The sequence below is a fragment of the Mesorhizobium sp. M2A.F.Ca.ET.046.03.2.1 genome (genome assembly GCF_003952425.1).
GTDB lineage: Bacteria > Pseudomonadota > Alphaproteobacteria > Rhizobiales > Rhizobiaceae > Mesorhizobium.
Genome location: NZ_CP034449.1, coordinates 2,814,170 through 2,831,532, shown reverse-complemented (window position 1 = coordinate 2,831,532; position 17,363 = coordinate 2,814,170). Strand labels below are relative to the sequence as shown.

General features: G+C 65.9%; 15 protein-coding genes. 8 read left to right on the top strand and 7 right to left on the bottom strand.

The window, feature by feature from the left end; all coding sequences use genetic code 11:
* Positions 1-34 precede the first annotated feature (34 nt).
* Complete coding sequence (locus EJ072_RS13445) at positions 35-514, top strand: DUF2852 domain-containing protein (protein WP_126080124.1); 480 nt, start codon at positions 35-37, stop codon at positions 512-514.
* A 120-nt stretch (positions 515-634) separates the two neighbouring features.
* Positions 635-1,393: a M48 family metallopeptidase gene (locus tag EJ072_RS13440; protein ID WP_126080123.1), complete on the top strand. Its 759-nt coding sequence runs from the start codon at positions 635-637 to the stop codon at positions 1,391-1,393.
* Positions 1,394-1,640: 247 nt separating this feature from the next.
* Here the strand turns inward: EJ072_RS13440 and EJ072_RS13435 are convergent, their stop codons facing one another.
* A complete protein-coding gene (locus EJ072_RS13435; RefSeq protein ID WP_126080122.1) occupies positions 1,641-1,856 on the bottom strand; it encodes a hypothetical protein in 216 nt (71 codons plus the stop codon).
* 110 nt (positions 1,857-1,966) lie between these two features.
* On the opposite strand from EJ072_RS13435, the gene EJ072_RS13430 reads away from it, so the two are divergent.
* The 6 genes from EJ072_RS13430 to EJ072_RS13405 all read left to right on the top strand — a co-directional run bounded on the left by EJ072_RS13430 (position 1,967) and on the right by EJ072_RS13405 (position 7,674).
* The gene (locus tag EJ072_RS13430) at positions 1,967-2,626 is read left to right on the top strand and encodes a phosphoribosylanthranilate isomerase (RefSeq protein ID WP_126080121.1); all 660 of its coding nucleotides are present in this window, start codon (positions 1,967-1,969) and stop codon (positions 2,624-2,626) included.
* Between the two features lie 26 nt (positions 2,627-2,652).
* Complete coding sequence (trpB, locus tag EJ072_RS13425) at positions 2,653-3,873, top strand: tryptophan synthase subunit beta (protein WP_126080120.1); 1,221 nt, start codon at positions 2,653-2,655, stop codon at positions 3,871-3,873.
* 2 nt (positions 3,874-3,875) lie between these two features.
* A complete protein-coding gene (trpA, locus tag EJ072_RS13420; protein ID WP_126080119.1) occupies positions 3,876-4,715 on the top strand; it encodes a tryptophan synthase subunit alpha in 840 nt (279 codons plus the stop codon).
* A 95-nt stretch (positions 4,716-4,810) separates the two neighbouring features.
* Positions 4,811-5,737, top strand: a complete 927-nt coding sequence (accD, locus tag EJ072_RS13415; RefSeq protein ID WP_126080118.1) for an acetyl-CoA carboxylase, carboxyltransferase subunit beta — start codon at positions 4,811-4,813, stop codon at positions 5,735-5,737.
* A 139-nt stretch (positions 5,738-5,876) separates the two neighbouring features.
* Positions 5,877-7,202, top strand: coding sequence for a folylpolyglutamate synthase/dihydrofolate synthase family protein (locus EJ072_RS13410; protein ID WP_126080117.1), 1,326 nt, complete (start codon positions 5,877-5,879; stop codon positions 7,200-7,202).
* A gap of 52 nt (positions 7,203-7,254) precedes the next feature.
* Entirely contained in the window at positions 7,255-7,674 is a 420-nt protein-coding gene (locus EJ072_RS13405; protein WP_126080116.1) for a VOC family protein, read from the top strand.
* Positions 7,675-7,681: 7 nt separating this feature from the next.
* Here EJ072_RS13405 and EJ072_RS13400 read toward each other — a convergent pair whose 3' ends face one another.
* The 6 genes from EJ072_RS13400 to tsaE all read right to left on the bottom strand — a co-directional run bounded on the left by EJ072_RS13400 (position 7,682) and on the right by tsaE (position 17,360).
* Positions 7,682-7,963: a cupin domain-containing protein gene (locus EJ072_RS13400; protein WP_126080115.1), complete on the bottom strand. Its 282-nt coding sequence runs from the start codon at positions 7,961-7,963 to the stop codon at positions 7,682-7,684.
* 128 nt (positions 7,964-8,091) lie between these two features.
* On the bottom strand, positions 8,092-8,415 hold the full coding sequence (trxA, locus tag EJ072_RS13395; RefSeq protein ID WP_112129004.1) for a thioredoxin: 324 nt from the start codon (positions 8,413-8,415) through the stop codon (positions 8,092-8,094).
* A gap of 74 nt (positions 8,416-8,489) precedes the next feature.
* Positions 8,490-12,002, bottom strand: a complete 3,513-nt coding sequence (addA, locus tag EJ072_RS13390) for a double-strand break repair helicase AddA (protein ID WP_126080114.1) — start codon at positions 12,000-12,002, stop codon at positions 8,490-8,492.
* On the bottom strand, positions 11,999-15,118 hold the full coding sequence (gene addB / locus EJ072_RS13385; protein WP_126080113.1) for a double-strand break repair protein AddB: 3,120 nt from the start codon (positions 15,116-15,118) through the stop codon (positions 11,999-12,001). Before addB ends, addA begins: the two co-directional genes overlap by 4 nt.
* Positions 15,115-15,852 (bottom strand): nucleotidyltransferase family protein, encoded by a 738-nt coding sequence (locus EJ072_RS13380; RefSeq protein ID WP_126080112.1) that lies wholly within the window; start codon positions 15,850-15,852, stop codon positions 15,115-15,117. Before EJ072_RS13380 ends, addB begins: the two co-directional genes overlap by 4 nt.
* Positions 15,849-17,360, bottom strand: a complete 1,512-nt coding sequence (gene tsaE / locus EJ072_RS13375; RefSeq protein WP_126080111.1) for a tRNA (adenosine(37)-N6)-threonylcarbamoyltransferase complex ATPase subunit type 1 TsaE — start codon at positions 17,358-17,360, stop codon at positions 15,849-15,851. Before tsaE ends, EJ072_RS13380 begins: the two co-directional genes overlap by 4 nt.
* Between the last annotated feature and the right edge of the window lie 3 nt (positions 17,361-17,363).

Sequence of the window (17,363 nt, the reverse complement as noted above, 5' to 3'; positions counted from 1 at the left end):
GATTTGGCTGTCTCCAATGGAAGGATTGGGAGAAATGAATACGACTGCATTGATCCGTCCGGCCTGGACGCCGGCCACCATCGCGCTGATGGTCATCGGCTTCATGGTGTTTTGGCCGCTCGGCTTCGCCATGCTCGCCTACATCATCTGGGGCGACCGGCTGGAAGGCTTCAAGCGCGACGTCAACCGCGCGACCGACGGCATCTTCGCCGGCTGCCGCCGCGGCTCCGACAAGGCGGCCCGCTGGGGTCACGGTTCGGCCCGCACCGGCAATGTCGCCTTCGATGACTGGCGCGAGAAGGAGCTCGAGCGCCTGGCCGAAGAGCGCCGCAAGCTGGACGAGATGCTGACCGAGTTCGACGACTACGCCCGCGAACTGCGCCGCGCCAAGGACCAGGAAGAGTTCGACCGCTTCATGGCCAACCGCAACAAGCATACCGCGCCGACCACCACCGGCTCGGACGACAAGCCCGCTGCCAAGCGCGGCAAGGGCACGAACCTGCTCGACGACTGAAGCCGCGCGACAGGCTCCGGTATGATATGCGGCGTCGCGTTCAGCGGCGCCGTTTCTTTTTTGTTCTCTTTGTAGCTTCCCTCCACTGGCCGTTTTTTTCGAATCGCGTATCGTCCAGCCATGACCCTCGGCTTCTTTCGCAATCTGACCAAGCCAAAGCCCACCCCTGTGGTGGAGCGCGAACACTGCGTCGCCGGCCGCACGCTGCCGCTGAAGATCGTCGAAAGCGCCAGGGCCAGGCGGCTCACTTTGCGCATCGATTCCGGCGGCCAGGGCCTTCGCGTCACCGTGCCGCCCGGCCTGCGCCGAGGCGAAGTGGAGAAATTCCTCGACCGCCACCAGGATTGGCTGGAGCAGCGCCTGGCCAAGGTGCCTACCCGCCCGCAAGTGCGGCCCGGCATAAAAATCCCGATCCGCGGCGTGCCGCACCGCATCGTGCATGAGCCTTCGAAGCGCGGCACCGTCACGGTCTCGCGTGACGAGCGCGGCCCGCTTCTGGTCGTCCATGGCGAGCGCATCCATCTGCCGCGCCGTGTCGCCGACTACCTCAAGCGCGAGGCCAAGAAGGAGATCGAAAGACTGGTGGTCAAGCACACCGAGGCGATCGGCAAGCGCGCCAAGGCCATAAGGTACAAGGATACGTCCAGCCGCTGGGGGTCATGCACCTCGGAGGGCAATCTCTCCTTCTCCTGGCGCATCATGATGGCCCCGCCGGCGGTGATAAACTATTTGGTGGCGCATGAGGTGGCGCATCTCAAGGAGATGAACCACGGCCCGAAATTCTGGAAGCTGTGCGAGAAACTGTGCCCCGATACCGACCGCTGCAAGGACTGGCTGAAGCGCAACGGCGGGGCGTTGCAGGCGATTGTGTTTGAGTAGGGACGATGGCTTGCGCGCTACTAGCCCGCGAAGCAAGGAGCGAAGCGACGCGCGCAGATCCTAGGATCCATGCCTAACGTGCGAGCGCCGCAGCGGTGCAAACAATGCTATGCCGTTGAACGAAAAAGGGAATATTCTCCGCCGCTGCACCTTTCGGCTGATGTAACGGCATGGATCCTAGGGTCTGCTCGCCGCTTCGCGTCGCTCCGCCCTAGGATGACGACCGCGCGGTTGCCTCACGCACCCCTCAATCATCATTCGCCGCGTTCAATTCCTCCGGCCGCAGCCCTTCTTCGATATGCGGCCACGGCAGGAAATCCCGGTCGAAGCCATCGCTGCCGAAATACTCCAGCGCCCGGTGCGCCTCGGCGCCGTTGAAGGCGGCCTTGTCGATCAGATGCGCGATCACCTCGCGCGCTTGCGCGACCTTCTGCTTCAGTTCGGCGACGGTCCGGTCGGCCATGATTATCCTGCTCTCGCCTGTGGTTCCTATATGAAGGTAGCGTTTTCCGCCGTGGTGGCAACAGCATGCTTTTTCTCGACTCTCGCGGCTTTTCGTGCCAAGCCCGGCCCATGACGCTCGACATCAAGATCTGCGGATTGAAGACCGACGCCGCGATGGCCGCCGCCCTTGCCGGCTGCGCCAGCCATGTCGGCTTTATCTTCTTCCCCAAAAGCCCGCGCTATGTCGAGCCCGCCGAGGCCGGGCGCCTGCGCGAAGCGGTGCGCGGCAAGGCCTTGGCGGTTGCCGTCACGGTCGACGCCGATGATGCTTTCCTGGACGAGATCGTCGCCAAGATGCAGCCGGACATGCTGCAACTGCACGGTTCGGAAACGCCTGAGCGTGTGGCCGAGATCAAGGCGCGTTACGGCCTGCCGGTCATGAAGGTGTTTTCCGTCAGCGAGACAGCCGACCTCGAGCGTGTAAAGCCGTTCGTTGGCATCGCCGATCGTTTCATGTTCGACGCCAAGCCGCCCAAGGGATCGCAGCTGCCGGGCGGCAATGGCGTCGCCTTCGACTGGCGCATCCTTGCCGGCCTTGACGCCGGGCTCGATTACATGCTTTCCGGTGGGCTCAACGCCGCCAATATCGGCGATGCCCTGAGACTGGCCAACCCTCCCGGAATAGACGTCTCGTCCGGTGTGGAAAGCGCTCCGGGCGTCAAGGATCCGGCGCTGATCGAGCAGTTTTTCCGGGCCGTCAGGGCCGCGCGCGACGACCGCGCCGCCTGAGCACAACCAAAATCAGGAGATCGGCGATGAACAAGCCGGCTATGCCCAATTCCTTCCGCACCGGACCCGACGAGCAGGGCATGTTCGGCATTTTCGGCGGCCGCTTCGTCGCCGAGACGCTGATGCCGCTGATCCTCGACCTCGAAGAGCAGTGGAACCACGCCAAGAACGATCCGGAGTTCAAGGCCGAACTGCAGAACCTGTCGACCCACTATGCCGGGCGGCCCTCGAAGCTGTATTTCGCCGAGGGCCTGACGAAGCATCTCGGCGGCGCCAAGGTCTATTTCAAGCGCGAGGACCTCAACCACACCGGCTCGCACAAGATCAACAACTGCCTCGGCCAGATCCTGCTCGCCAAGCGCATGGGCAAGAAGCGCATCATCGCCGAGACCGGCGCCGGCCAGCACGGCGTTGCCTCGGCTACCGTTGCGGCGCGCTTCGGCTATCCCTGTGTCGTCTACATGGGCGCCACCGACGTCGCCCGCCAGAGCCCCAACGTCTTCCGCATGAAGCTGCTCGGCGCCGAGGTGCGGCCGGTCACCGCCGGCCACGGCACGCTGAAGGACGCCATGAACGAAGCCCTGCGCGACTGGGTCACCAATGTCGAGGACACCTATTACCTGATCGGCACAGCCGCCGGCCCGCATCCCTATCCGGAGATGGTACGCGACTTCCAGTCGGTGATCGGCTCCGAGGCCCGCGCCCAGATTCTGGAACAGGAAGGCCGGCTGCCGGATGTCATCATCGCCGCCGTCGGCGGCGGCTCCAACGCCATCGGCCTGTTCCACCCCTTCCTTGACGACAAGGAAGTGCGCATCATCGGCATCGAAGCGGGAGGGCGCGGCCTCGACGGCGTCGAGCATTGCGCGTCGATGAATGCCGGCAGGCCCGGCGTGCTGCATGGCAACCGCACCTATCTGCTGCAGAATTCCGACGGCCAGATCCTCGACGGCCATTCGATCTCGGCCGGTCTCGATTATCCCGGCGTCGGCCCCGAGCACTCCTGGCTGCGCGATTCCGGCCGTGTCCAATATGAGCCGATCCTCGACGACGAGGCGCTGGAGGCCTTCCAGCTCACCACCCGGGTCGAGGGCATCATCCCGGCGCTGGAATCGGCGCATGCCATCGCCCATGCGATGAAGATCGTGCCGAAGATGGACAAGGACCAGCTCGTCATCGTCAATCTGTCCGGCCGCGGCGACAAGGACGTGCATACGGTGGCCAAGATGCTGGCCATGGAGATCTGACAATGACCACCCGCATCGACCGCCGCATGGCGAAGCTCAAAGCCGAAGGCCATCCGGCTCTGGTCACCTACATCATGGGCGGCGACCCCGACTACGAGACCTCGCTGTCGATCATGAAGGCGCTGCCTGCCTCAGGCTCCGACGTCATCGAGCTCGGCATGCCCTTCTCCGACCCGATGGCCGACGGTCCGGCCATCCAGGCGGCGGGTCTTCGGGCGCTGAAAGGCGGCCAGACGCTGGCCAGGACGCTGAAGATGGCGTCCGAGTTCCGCGCTGGCGACGACGAGACGCCAATCGTGCTGATGGGCTACTACAATCCGATCTATATCTACGGCGTCGACCGCTTCCTCGCCGACGCCAAGGCCAGCGGCATCGACGGCCTGATCGTCGTCGACCTGCCGCCGGAAATGGATGAAGAGCTCTGCATTCCGGCGTTGAAAGCCGGCGTCAACTTCATCCGTCTGGCGACGCCGACCACAGACGACAAGCGCCTGCCCAAGGTGCTCGAAAACACCTCCGGCTTCGTCTATTACGTCTCGATGACCGGCATCACCGGCTCGGCACTTGCCGACACCGCCAAGGTCTCGGCGGCGGTCACCCGCATCAAGGGCCACACCGCTCTGCCGGTCTGCGTCGGCTTCGGCGTCAAGACCGCCGAGCAGGCGCGCGTCATCGGCGCCTCGGCCGACGGCGTCGTGGTCGGCACGGCGATCGTCAATGCGATCGCCAATGTGCTGGGACCGAAGGGCGAGAAGACAGCCGATCCGGCCGAAGCCGTCGCCACGCTGGTCAGCGGCCTCGCCCAGGGCGTCCGTTCGGCCCGCCTTGCTGCCGCCGAATAGCCTGACTATTCCTCTACAAGCAGTTCCGGACGGAAAATCGCCACAGACTTTTCCTGGAATTGCGTGAAGTCCTTTTCAGGACGGGAGCCGAAGCCATGAACTGGATCACCAATTACGTCCGCCCGAAGATCAATTCGATGCTCGGCCGGCGCACCGACATGCCGGAAAACCTCTGGATCAAGGATCCCGAGACCGGCGAGATGATCTTTCATAAGGATCTCGAATCCAACCAGTTCGTCATCCCGGCCTCCGGGCACCACATGAAGATTTCGGCCAAGGAGCGGCTGAAATACTTCTTCGACGACGGCAAATACGAGGTGCTGGAAAATCCCAAGGTCGTCCAGGACCCGCTGAAGTTCCGCGACGAGAAGCGCTACACCGATCGCCTGAAGGAGGCGAAGGCCAAGACCAGCCTCGAGGATGCGATCCTCAACGGCGCCGGCACCATCGATGGGCTGCCGGTCATCGTCACAGTGCAGGATTTCGCCTTCATGGGTGGCTCGCTTGGCATGGCTGCCGGCGAAGCCATCGTGCATGCTTTCGAGGTCGCGCTGCAGCGCAGGCGGCCGCTGATCCTGTTCGCCGCCTCCGGCGGCGCCCGCATGCAGGAGGGCATCCTGTCGCTGATGCAGCTGCCGCGCACCACGGTCGGCGTCGACCGGCTGAAGGAAGCCGGCCTGCCCTATATCGTCGTGCTGACCAACCCCACCACCGGCGGCGTCACCGCCTCCTACGCCATGCTGGGCGATGTCCATATCGCCGAGCCCGGCGCGCTGATAGGCTTTGCCGGTCCGCGCGTCATCGAGCAGACCATTCGCGAAAAGCTGCCCGACGGTTTCCAGCGCGCCGAATATCTGATGGAGCACGGCATGGTCGACATGGTCGTCTCGCGGCTTGAGATGCGCCAGACCATTTCCCGGCTCTTGAAGATGCTGCTCAAGGTGCCGCAAGCCGACAAACCGCTGGAGCCGGAAATCCTGCCGCCGGCGATCGCCAACGCGGAGACACGGCCCCAGGCCTGATGACGCCATATCGGTCTGCGCGACATCATTCGCCGCGAACCGCGATTTGCGCCGTGCGTTGTCTGCTGTAGCCTCTTATTTGCATATGACCGTTCCGAGACCGATTCCCGGTCTCCGGGTCAGGCGTTAGGATTCCGCCATGACAACGCTCTCCGCCGAACGCGAAATCGAACATCTGATGACGCTGCATCCGAAAGGCTTCGACCTTTCGCTGGACCGCGTCACCCGGCTTCTCGAACGCCTCGGCAATCCGCAGGACCGGCTGCCGCCGGTCATCCACATCGCCGGCACCAATGGCAAGGGTTCCTGCGCCGCCTTCTCGCGCGCGCTTCTGGAGGCGGCCGGCCATCTCGTTCACGTCCACACCTCGCCGCATCTGGTGAATTGGCACGAACGCTACCGGCTGGCGGCCGAAGGCGGCGGCAAGCTCGTCGAGGACGATGTATTCGCCGAGGCCATCGCGCGCGTCGCCGAGGCCAATGGCGGCCAGAAGATCACCGTCTTCGAGATACTCACGGCCGTCACCTTCGTCCTGTTCTCGGAGCATCCGGCGGAGGCGGCCATCATCGAGGTCGGGCTTGGCGGCCGCTTCGACGCCACCAACGTCATCAAGCGGCCCGCGGTTTCGGTGATCATGCCGATCTCGATGGACCACGAAGCCTATCTTGGCGACCGCGTCGAGCTGATCGCCGCCGAGAAGGCGGGCATCATGAAGCGCGGCTGCCCGGTGGTGATCGGCGCCCAGGAAAGCGAGACGGCGCTTCAGGTGCTGATTGAGACGGCCGAGCGGCTGGATTGCCCGACCTTTGTCTACGGCCAGGATTTCCTCGCTTTCGAGGAAAACGGCCGCATGGTCTACCAGGACGAGGACGGGCTGATGGACTTGCCCTTGCCGCGCCTGCCCGGGCGTCATCAATACGCCAACGCCGCCGCCGCGATCGCCGCTGTAAAGGCGGCCGGCTTCGAGATCGGCCATCGCGCCGCCGAGCGGGCGATGACCCATGTCGCCTGGCCGGCACGCATGCAGAAGCTGACGCAGGGCAAATTGGTGGATCTGGCTCCGAAGGGCGCGGAGATCTGGCTGGACGGCGGCCACAATCCCGGGGCCGGCATCGTCATCGCCGAGGCCCTGGCCGAGCAGGAGGAGAAGAATCCGAGGCCTCTGGTGCTGATCTCCGGCATGATCAACACCAAGGACCAGACCGGCTATTTCAGCGCCTTCAAGGGGCTTGCCCGCCATGTCTACACCGTGCCGGTGAGCAACAGCGATGCCGGCGTTCCCAACGACGAGCTGGCATTGCGGGCGGAAGAGGCCGGCCTGTCGGCCGAGCCGGTCAGCTCCGTCGCCAGCGCGCTGATGCTGTTGCGCGACTCCTGGGACGGCCCGGCGCCGCGCATTCTCATCGGCGGCTCGCTCTATTTCGCGGGCGCCGTTCTGGCCGAAAACGGTACGCCGCCGACCTAAGTCAAATTCAAGATAGCGCTGCGGATTCGGCGGGGGCCGAAAGGAACCGGCCATGATCAAAGTCAGGCAGCTCGCCCATGTCTGCATCTTCGCGCACGACCTGGAGGCGACGCGCTCCTTCTATCGCGACGTGCTTGGCATGGACACAAGGTTCAATTTCCTGCGCGACGGCAGGATTTTCGGCTTCTATCTCAACTGCGGCGGCCGCAGCCATGTCGAGGTGTTTGAGAAGACCGAGGCCAGCTACGGCGACCGTAACCAGATCAACCATTTCTGCCTGGAAGTGGAAGATATCGAGGCTGCGATCGCCCATATCCGCTCGAAAGGCGTCGAGGTGACGCCGAAGAAGCTCGCATGCGACGACACTTTTCAGGCCTGGATCACCGATCCCAACGGCGTGAGGATCGAGCTGTTCGAATACACCGCAAAAAGCGCGCAGTTCACCGGCGGCGATCGCGTCGCCGACTGGTGACCCAAGCCTACTTCAGCTCGATCTCTATAAAAGCGTATTCGCCGTCATTGGCGTTGATGACGTCGTGCTCAACGCCCTCGCGGCGGAAATAGGGCGCTCCCTTCTTCATTTCGGCGAAGGATTCGCCGTCGTTGGTCACCAGCCTCACCTTGCCGTCCATCAGCGGCACGACGACATAGTCGTGGCCATGGCGGTGCCAGCCGGTGTTGGCGCCGGGCGCGAAGCGGTACTCGGTGACGATCACCCGCTCATTGTCGACATGGACTGTGGCCTTGGCTGTTCCGGTCATGGCGTTCTCCTTTTCCTGTAGAAGAGGAGATGGCGGGCGCGAACGTCAGGGCCAGGGCGCCATGAGCGATGGCGCCAAAGAAAAGCCCGGCGCGATGGCCGGGCTTGTTCCTTGGATATCCGAATGGCTCAGGCGATGGCGCCGTTGATCCAGTGCGACAGCGCGGTCTTCGGCGCGGCGCCCACCTTCATGTCGGCCACTTCGCCGCCCTTGAAGATCATCAGCGTCGGGATCGAACGCACGCCAAACTGCGCGGCAAGCTCCGGATTCTCATCGATGTTGAGCTTGGCGATCTTCACCTTCGAGCCGAGTTCCTTGGCGATCTCTTCCAGGGACGGGCCGATCATCTTGCACGGGCCGCACCACTCGGCCCAGAAATCCACCACGACCGGCTCCTTGGCATTGAGCACATCGGCCTGGAAATTGCCATTGTCGACCTTGACGGTGGCCATGCTGAAATCCTTTCGAAAACTCGGGTTGCACCAAATGTGGTGGTTGTGGCGGCGATGTTCAAGCAGTTCTTGTGTCACGCTCCCGTGAGTCGGGCAAGGGCATCGGCCATGGCCCTTGCAGGCAGCTCGATCAGCCGCAGTGCCTCGGTAAAGAGCAGCGCCGCCGTCACCTCGCGTCCCGGATAGAGCGGCTCAAGCAGCGCGCGGTAGAGCGCAAGCTGCAGCACATAGGCCGGCGGCACTTCGGCCAGGTCTTTGGGAGCCGGCCGGTTGGTCTTGTAGTCGACGATCGACACCTTTTCCGGGCTGACGGCCAGCCGGTCGATCTTGCCGGAGATGGAACGCAGCCTGCCCTTCACCTCCAGACTGCCCATGATCGCGACTTCCGCGCGGGACGACGGCGAGAACAACGCGCCGAAGCGGTCGTCGGAAAGGATGGAGAGCACCGCGTCCAACGCCCTGTCGCGCTCACCATCTGGCCAATCTGCGCCGGCGCGCGCGAGATAGCGCTCGGCCGCACCGTGCCTTTCCGTCTCGGCGATGCCGGGCAGCATCTGCAGCAATTTGTGCAAGGCAAGGCCGCGCACGACCGCGAAGCCGGGCTCGGCGGCAGCGTCGAGCACCGGCGAGCGCGTATCGGGAATAGCGTCGTTCGCTTCCTCGATCAGCGCCGAGGCGCCGGAGGGCGAAAGCGGACGCGGCAGCTCCTCATAGGGCGGCAATGGTCGGAACAGGGTGTCCGGCAGCGGCGCAAGATGCTCGATTGGATGCTCGGCTTCGCCCTCCGCCAGCGCAACCGGCGGTAGTTTCGTCTTATGGAAGCGATGCACCGCCACATCGGCCGTCGCCGGATGCCGCCGCTCGGAACTCTCGGGCGCGCCCAGCAGCGCGCGGCTGACGATCGAATGCCAGGTGCCGGGGCTGGGCTGCCGCTTGCCGTGATAGCCGCAGACGATCAGCCGGTCCTCGGCGCGCGTCATGCCGACATAGAGCAGCCGCCGGTATTCGTCGTCCGCCAGTTCGCGCGCCCGCACCGAGGCCGCCTTCGAAACGCCATTGGCGACATCGCTGGCCGAGCGCCACAGATAGCCCTTGCCCCTCCATTGCGTCCCCGAGCTTTCGAACGGCATCAGCCGCGGCAGATGCTGGTCGCTGAACGGCGCCGAGCCGCCATCGACCAGGAAGACCAACGGCGCCTCCAGGCCCTTGGCGGCGTGCACGGTCATGACGCGCACCTCATCGCGCGTCTGGTCCATCTCGCGCTTGATCTCGGGGCCCGCATTCTCCAGTGTCGACAGGAAGGATTCCAGCCCCGGCAGTCCGGTCCGTTCCTCGGCCAGGCAAAAGCTCAGGAATTCGTCGAGGATGTCGCCGGCTTCGGGTCCAAGCCGCGCCGTCATCTTGCGGCGCAGCCCGTCGCGCGCCAGCGCCGCGGCGTAGAATTCGAACACCGGCTTGAACGCGACCTCGGTTGCCCAGCCATCGAGCCGGCTAACGACAGCGGCGAGGGAAACATCTTCGGCCGCGTGATGCCTGAGCGAGGCAATCAGCGACTGGCCCTTCGGCCTTTGGCTGGCAAGCGTCAATAACGTCTCCTCGGAGACCTCGAAGATCGGGCTGCGCAGCACCGCGGCCAGCGAAAGATCGTCCTCCGGCTGGATCAGGAAATGTCCGAGCGCGATCAGGTCCTGCACCGCGATATGGCCGGGCAGGCTGAGCCGATCTGCGCCGGCGACCGGGATCTGCCGGTTCTTCAGGCTGCGCGACAGCGCATGGACGAAGCGGTCGCGCTTGCGCACCAGCACCAGGATGTCGCCGGCGGTCAGCTTCCTGCCCTTGCCTTCGATGACCTCGCCTTGCTTGAGCCAGGTCTGGATGGTCGTGGCCACATGCTCGGCGACGCGCACGGCGGGGGCGCTGGCGTGGTTGACCGGCAAGGTCCAGTCGTCCGGTTCCTCGACCATCTCGGCGCCGACCGATGGCCACACCTCGACATAGCCGGGCGCGTCATTGCGGATCGCCTTGTGGCTGAGCGGATCGGGATCGTGGCTGATGCCGCGCCGCACGCCGGGTTCAGCGAAGACGCGGTCGACGGCGGCCAGCACATCGTCGCTCGACCGGAACGACCAGGTGAGCTTGAGATTGGCGAAGGCGGCTTCGGCGTCGCGCACGCGCCCGGCGAACAGCTGCCGGCTTTCAGCGAAGGAATCCGGCGCTGCCCCTTGGAAGGAGTAGATCGACTGCTTCTCGTCACCGACGGCAAACACCGTGCGCCTGACTGCCTCGCGCTGGCCGAGCCCGGCAAAGAACTCTTCCGTCAGCTTCTTCACCACCTCCCATTGGTCCGGGCTGGTGTCCTGCGCCTCGTCGAGCAGGATATGATCAATGCCCTGGTCGAGCTTGAACTGCACCCATGGTCCGGCATCGGGCCGTGACAGCAGGCTCACGGTGCGGGTGATGAGGTCGTTGAAGTCGAGGAAGCCGCGTCCGCGCTTCAACTGCTCGTAGCGCGCGATCAGCCAGCCCGCGACGGTGAGCGCCGCCGCCGTGCCTTCCAGCATGCGGAACAGCGCCAGCCGGTCCGACACGTCGAGGATCGCCTTGGCCCCGGCCAGATAGCGGTCCGGCAGATCCGGTAGCCGGTCGACCAGCGCCTTCTTGAAGATCTTGGGCGGCTCATAGGGGTCGCCGTCGGCCTTGAGAAAGGCCTTTGCCAGCAGCCGCAGCCGGCGGATCGGGTCGGCTTCGGCGAAGGCGCCCCGTGCATAGGGGATGACGTTGTTCAGCACCTGCCGCGCGTCGGCGGCTTCGGCGGCATGCGCGAATTCGGCGAACTGGCGGGGGTCGAAGCCAGGCAGCGGCCATAGCGAAGCGGCGATGCCCTCGGCCGTCTGTCCCGGCCTGAAGCCGAATTCGGCGAAGAGCGGCCGGAAATCCCGATCCCTGCCGAGCTTGGCGATGAAATCGCGCAACTCGTCGCGCTTGCCGACGATCTCGGCAAGCAGGGAATCGAGACCGAACTCGCCGCCGCGCTCCAGCACCGTGGCGAAGGCTTCCGCCAGGCCTTCGACGCCGGCGCCAGCGCCCGAGATCATGTCGCGGCGGGCATCGGCGAACAGCGAGGCCTCCATCTGCGGATCGAGCATCTCGAAATGCGCCGGGATGTTGGCTTCGAGCGGGAACTGGTGCAGCACGGATTCGCAGAAGGCGTGGATGGTCTGGATCTTCAACCCGCCCGGCGTCTCCAGCGCCTCGGCGAACAGCCGGCGCGCGCGCCGCATCATGTCGCGGTCGGCGCCGCGGCCGTCCAGCGCCGCGATCCTGACCGCCAGCTCCGCATCGGGCAGCGCTGTCCATTCGGACAGGGTCGAGAACACGCGGTTCGACATGTTGGCGGCGGCAGCCCGCGTGTAGGTCAGGCACAGGATCTTCGACGGATCGGTGCCGTTGAGCAGGAGCCTAATCACGCGCTGCGCCAGGACATGCGTCTTGCCGGAGCCGGCATTGGCCGACACCCAGGCGGAATAGGCAGGATCCGAGGCGCGCGCCTGGCTGGCGGCGGTATCGGAGGGGATCGGATATTTCATCCTTCCGCCTCGTCTTCGCTGGCGCCGCCGGCCGACCATTCCAGCACGCGCGCCAGATGATCGTAATCGCCGTCGGCCTCGCCCTCGCGGAAGGGCAGGGCGCGCGACAGATAGCCGGTGGTCGGGTCGGCATAATGGAACAGCAGCCGCTCTAGCCGCGCCCAGGCTTCCTCGGAGAGATCGTTGGCGGTGCGGGGCTTGCGGTTGTATTCGAGGATCGATTCCTCGAATACCTCGCCATTCGGCTTCAGCCGCACGAAGGCCAGCTGCGAGGGCTCGCGGATACCCAGTTCCCTGAACGCGCCGCGCCTGAGCAGCGCGCCTTCCAGCGCAAGCTGCGGCGACAAAAGCGTGTGCGCCTGCGCTTTCGAGGGCGAGGAGCCGGTCTTGTAGTCGAGTATGTCGGCCATGCCGCCGGCCAGCAGGTCGACGCGGTCGGCATAGCCCGACAGCGTCACGCCGGTGCGGCCGACCACCGTCTTGTCGGCGCGTTCCTCGGCATAGCGCCTCGCGACCGCATCGGCGCGGGTATGCTCCCATTCGATGATATTCTCGGCGAGCTTTTCGAAACGCGGCCACCAGATGGCCTCGATGTCCGGCGGAAGCTTTGCCTCGGCAAAGCAGAGACGGCCGGCTTCGATGAGGCTCGAGAGCGCATTCGGCGCCCTTGGATCCTCCACCCGCCGCGAGAACAGATGCAGGATCTCGTGGAACAGCGTGCCGCGTTCGGCGGCGCCCGGATCGCGGATCAACGGCTCGAGCGGCGAGAGCCCCAGGATGCGCCGCGCATAGACCGCGTAGGGGTCGCGGCGCAGCGTCTCGATCTCGGTGACCGAGAAATGCTGCGGGCGCATGCTGAGCGGCGGCCTGGGCTGCGGGCGGGCGGCGAAATCCTTCTTCTCGCCGGCATCGAGCGCGCGCGCCCAGCCAAGCAGCGCGTCGCCCCGCCCGCGAAGGGCCGCCGCCGGCTCCTTGCTGATGAAGGTCAGGATGCGCTGCAGCCAGCGCGACGGCACCGCCGGCGCATCGCCGGATCGCGCCGACCGTGTCAGCAACACTTCCGCCGCGCCCATCGCCATCTGAAAATCATGCGCGGCAAGGCCGATGCGCCGCTCCGGCGGTTCGAGGTCGATGCCGGTCTTCATCAGCCGCGACATGAAGCGATCGCTATCGGGCTTGCGCGGCCAGACCCCTTCATTGAGCCCGCCGATGACCAGCATGTCGACATTCTGCAATCGCGCTTCCAGCGCGCCCCAGATGGCGATGTTGCGGTCGGTGCCTTGCCCCGGCTTCACCGTCTCCGGCGCGATCAGCGCCTCGATCACGTCGGGCCATTCCGAGGCGGCGAAAGTGAAGGGCGAGGACGCCGCCACCAGTCCGCGCAAAAGTTCGGCGAGTTTCTCGCCGGCATCGCCGGCATAGAGTTCCGCCAGGCTGCCATCGGCGGCGCGGCCGAGATCCTCCAGCGCGATGACGCTTGCGCTGGTCAGCGTCGCGATATCGGCGTCTTTCTCGTCGCGCATAGCGGTGAGCGGCGAGAGCGCCTTGCTAAGGCGGCCAAGCATGCCGTGCGCCTGCTCGATGCCGCGCACGGTGAGCCGCGAAAACCAGAAAGGCTGCCTCGTATCGCCGCTCAGCTCCGCGAGTCGCGTCTCGAAAAGCGCGCCGAGCGATGCGACATCCGGCCGGCCCGTGCCGCCGCGCAAGGCGACCAGCTCGACCAACTCGGCCGCCTTGCGCACGGCCTGGCGTTCGAGGCCGAGCCCGAGCAGCGGATGCTTGAGCAAGGAGAGCAGGCTTACCGGGTCGCCGGGCCGGAACGCGGCGCTCAGCGCGAGCCTGAGCAGGCTGGCGGCCGGTATGTTGATGAGCGGCGCGCCGCCGGAATCGTCGGCGACGACGCCGAAGCGCAGAAGCTCGGCCGAGACCCGCCGCGCCAGCGCGCGGTCGCCGGTGACGAGCGCCGCGCGCTTGCCCGGTGCCTCGACGGCAAGTTTGAGTGCAATGGCGATTGCCGCCGCCTCGTCGCGTTCGTTCGCCGCTTCCACCAGCGTCACGCCGGCAAGCGCCTGTTCGACATCGCCTGACGTGAAGCGCGGCCGCGTTTCGGTCCAGTATTCGGTGGTTTCGGCGGGCCGCAGCGCCTCGCCGACAAGGGCCGCCCGCAGCGCCAGCGGCGGTGGCGCGGCGATGACATCCTCGACATCGCGGCGCTGGATGCCGATGCCGCCGATCAGCTTGGCGAGGCCATATTGCGGGTGGCCGAGCGTTGCCGGACGCGCGCCGGGGGCCGTGATCGCCGCGAAGGATGCGTCGTCCAGCTCGCGGTCGAGCCCGGGCAGCACGACGGCGCCATTGGGCAGCCCGGCGATCACGCCAAGCAGTTCCGCCGTGGCGGGAATCGAGCCGGTCGAACCGGCGGCGATCACAGGTCCGGCCGGCGGATTGCGCTTCAGCCGCGCCGCTTCCAGCCGGATCAGCGCGCTGCGATGCGCGGCCGGATTGGAGCGGTTGCGCTCCTTGAGCAGTTCCGGCCAGTTGTCGGTGACTATGCCGAGGAAATCGAGCGTCACCTGCCACCAGCCGGCGAGATTGCCGGTGACCAGCGTCGCGAGCTTCGCCCAATCCGTGCCTTCGGTCTCGATCTCGTCCATCAGCCGGGCAAGGTCGCGCGCCAGCCAGATGGCGTCGGCGGCCGAGGTCGGCACGACGAATTCCTCGTTGAACCGCTCTCTGACATGCGCCGGCAGGCTTTCCTTCCAGGCACGCACCAGCGGCGCCAGCAACAGCAATCGCTCCTGCGCCGCGATCGGCGGCGCGAGGTCTATCGCCGGCGCCGCCTCTGCGTCGAAGGCTGCCTCATCCTCGTCGAACTCGCCGAGCGGCCGCACCGTCGGCAGGATGGCCGAGCGTTGACCGAGAATGTCGACGAAGGCGCCGCGCAGCGCCCGCGCCGCGCGTCGGGTCGGCACATAGACGGTCGCGTCGGCCAGCGCCAGCGGCTCGCCGTCGAAACGAAAGCCGGGAATCAATCGTCCGTCGAGCAACGCCTCCGCCAGCGTCGGCAGGAACGGCGCTCCGGGCGGGATGGAAAGGACGCGGCGCGCGCCGCTCATACCGCTTTCGCGAGCGCGCCGGCCACGGCCGCTTCGGCGGCGGGAATGGCGTCCGGCGTGCCGACGGTGATCCAGCGCCCGTTCATCTTCATGCCGAACAGGCGCCCGGCGGCGATCGCCTTGTCGAAATAGACGTTGAGCGAATGCGAGCCCGTGGGCGCGTCCTTGAAGATGCGCGGATGGATGATGGCGGCGCCGGCATAGATCAGGCCAGTCGGATCACCCTTCGAGCGCCGTAGAGCTCCATCGGCGGCAACCAGGAAATCGGTGCCGACGCAGTGCCCGGTCGCTGAGTCGAGATCGGTAAGCATCAGCAGAATATCCATTCTGGCGGCGTCCCATGCAAGGGCAAGGCGCTTGAGGCTGGGCTGACCGCTGTCGATCCAGAACGTATCGGCGTTGATGATGTAGAAGGGCTCGCTGCCCAGAAGCGGCAGCGCCTTGACGATGCCGCCCGCCGATTCCAGCAGCGCCTCGCGCTCGTCGGAGATGACGATCTTCGGAGCTTTCCGGCTGGCGACATGGGCGACGATCTGCTCGGGCAGATAGTGCACATTGACGACGGCCTTGGCGATGCCGGCGGCCTCCAGGCTGTCCAGCCCCCAGTCGAGCAAGGTCTTGCCGGCGATCTTCACCAGCGGCTTGGGCATCGTGTCGGTGATCGGCCGCATGCGCTTGCCAAGCCCGGCCGCCAGCACCATCGCTGTCTTCGGCGTCGTGGTTGGGGGCTTCATGGGACCCGTTCCTCGAGCAGGCCGTGGGCCATGTAGAATTCCTTCAGGCCGGCCAGCGCCGGATGCGCCAGCGCCCGCCTCAGATAGTCGCGGATGCGCGGCAGGTGTTTCAGATAGTAAGGCTTGCCGTCGCGCTTTTCGAGCCGCACGAAGATGCCGAGGATCTTCGAATTGCGCTGCGCCGCCATGATCGCGTAGGCCTCGGCGAAAGCGGCTTCATGGAAGGCGCCCGCAGCGTGCCGCGCCGCGACATAGGCGGCGACCGTCCGGCGCTCGATCTCGGGCGAGACGGTGACGCGTGCGTCCATGGCCAGGGAGGCGACGTCATAGGCGGCGGGCCCGATCAGCGCGTCCTGGACGTCGACGATGCCGAGCCGGTCGAGGCCGGATCGCTCTGCCCGCCAGATGATGTTGGGCGAATGGAAATCGCGCAGCATCAGCGTGTATTCGCTGCCGGCGAGGCGGTCGAGCGCCGCGTTCCATTCCTTGTGATAGCCCGCTCGCAAGTCCTCGCTCGCCGGACCGCCGGTGATCCAGGGCACATACCAGTCGACCAGAAGATCGGCCTCGATCAGCATGGCGTCGCGATCGAAGGGCGGCACGTCGTGGACCACGCCGGGCGCCGCTTCCATGCGCGTGGGCCAGGCCTTGCCATGCATCATGGCAAGCAGTTCGGCCGCTGCTTCGTAGCGTTCGGCGATGGGCTGGCCGTCGTGGCTGAGAAAACCTTCCGATCCGAGATGTTCGATGAGCAGAAAGCCTTGGTCGATGTCCTGGGCATGGATCACCGGCACGCTGACGCCGTTCGCCAGCAGCGCCTTGTCGATGGCGACGAAGGCGGCGACGGATTGAGCCGTATGGGCGATCACCGCATAGGGCTTGCCGTCGCGCACCGGCGGCCCGAGCACCAGGCGCGGAGAGTTCATAAGCACGCGCGGCGCCTCGCCGGGCAGCGACACGATCTCGTAGGAGCGGGCGGAGGCATCGCCGACGAAATGGCGGCGGCTGGCTTCGCCCCGTCTGGCCGAGGCCAGGAAATCGCGCATGGCCAGCGATCGCGCCACGCGCTCAAAGACAGGTCCCTGGCCCGACAACCGCGCCACGCGACCTTCGCCATGTTCGGCGAGATCGACCCACAGCGCATTTGCGGGCAATCGGTCTCCGGCCCGTTCCGGCCACTCGATCAACGCCGCGCCTTGGCTGAGAGCATCGTCGAGTCCGAGCTCGTCGAGCTCGTCCGGCGCGGAAAGCCGATAGAGGTCGAAATGGTGGACGGGGACGCGCGTCTCGTAGCTCTGTACCAGCGTAAAGGTCGGGCTCGGCACCTCGAGATTGGCGTCGTCGGCCAGTGCCCGGATCAGCGCGCGGGCCAGCGTCGACTTGCCGGCGCCGAGATCGCCTTTGAGCGCGATCGCGTCGCCGGCGCGCAATGCCATGGCGAGATCCTCGCCAAGCCTTGCCGTTGCCGCCTCGTCGGCGAGAAAACGCTCCAGCACCATCCCTTCCATATA

Bases quoted from the DNA above. Each gene is read 5' to 3' on its own strand.
- addA (WP_126080114.1), bottom strand. From the start codon at position 12,002: ATGAAATATCCGATCCCCTCCGATACCGCCGCCAGCCAGGCGCGCGCC.
- EJ072_RS13410 (WP_126080117.1), top strand. From the start codon at position 5,877: ATGACAACGCTCTCCGCCGAACGCGAAATCGAACATCTGATGACGCTG.
- addB (WP_126080113.1), bottom strand. From the start codon at position 15,118: ATGAGCGGCGCGCGCCGCGTCCTTTCCATCCCGCCCGGAGCGCCGTTC.
- trxA (WP_112129004.1), bottom strand. From the start codon at position 8,415: ATGGCCACCGTCAAGGTCGACAATGGCAATTTCCAGGCCGATGTGCTC.
- EJ072_RS13435 (WP_126080122.1), bottom strand. From the start codon at position 1,856: ATGGCCGACCGGACCGTCGCCGAACTGAAGCAGAAGGTCGCGCAAGCG.
- trpB (WP_126080120.1), top strand. From the start codon at position 2,653: ATGAACAAGCCGGCTATGCCCAATTCCTTCCGCACCGGACCCGACGAG.
- EJ072_RS13445 (WP_126080124.1), top strand. From the start codon at position 35: ATGAATACGACTGCATTGATCCGTCCGGCCTGGACGCCGGCCACCATC.
- EJ072_RS13380 (WP_126080112.1), bottom strand. From the start codon at position 15,852: ATGAAGCCCCCAACCACGACGCCGAAGACAGCGATGGTGCTGGCGGCC.
- EJ072_RS13400 (WP_126080115.1), bottom strand. From the start codon at position 7,963: ATGACCGGAACAGCCAAGGCCACAGTCCATGTCGACAATGAGCGGGTG.
- trpA (WP_126080119.1), top strand. From the start codon at position 3,876: ATGACCACCCGCATCGACCGCCGCATGGCGAAGCTCAAAGCCGAAGGC.
- tsaE (WP_126080111.1), bottom strand. From the start codon at position 17,360: ATGGAAGGGATGGTGCTGGAGCGTTTTCTCGCCGACGAGGCGGCAACG.
- accD (WP_126080118.1), top strand. From the start codon at position 4,811: ATGAACTGGATCACCAATTACGTCCGCCCGAAGATCAATTCGATGCTC.
- EJ072_RS13430 (WP_126080121.1), top strand. From the start codon at position 1,967: ATGACGCTCGACATCAAGATCTGCGGATTGAAGACCGACGCCGCGATG.
- EJ072_RS13405 (WP_126080116.1), top strand. From the start codon at position 7,255: ATGATCAAAGTCAGGCAGCTCGCCCATGTCTGCATCTTCGCGCACGAC.
- EJ072_RS13440 (WP_126080123.1), top strand. From the start codon at position 635: ATGACCCTCGGCTTCTTTCGCAATCTGACCAAGCCAAAGCCCACCCCT.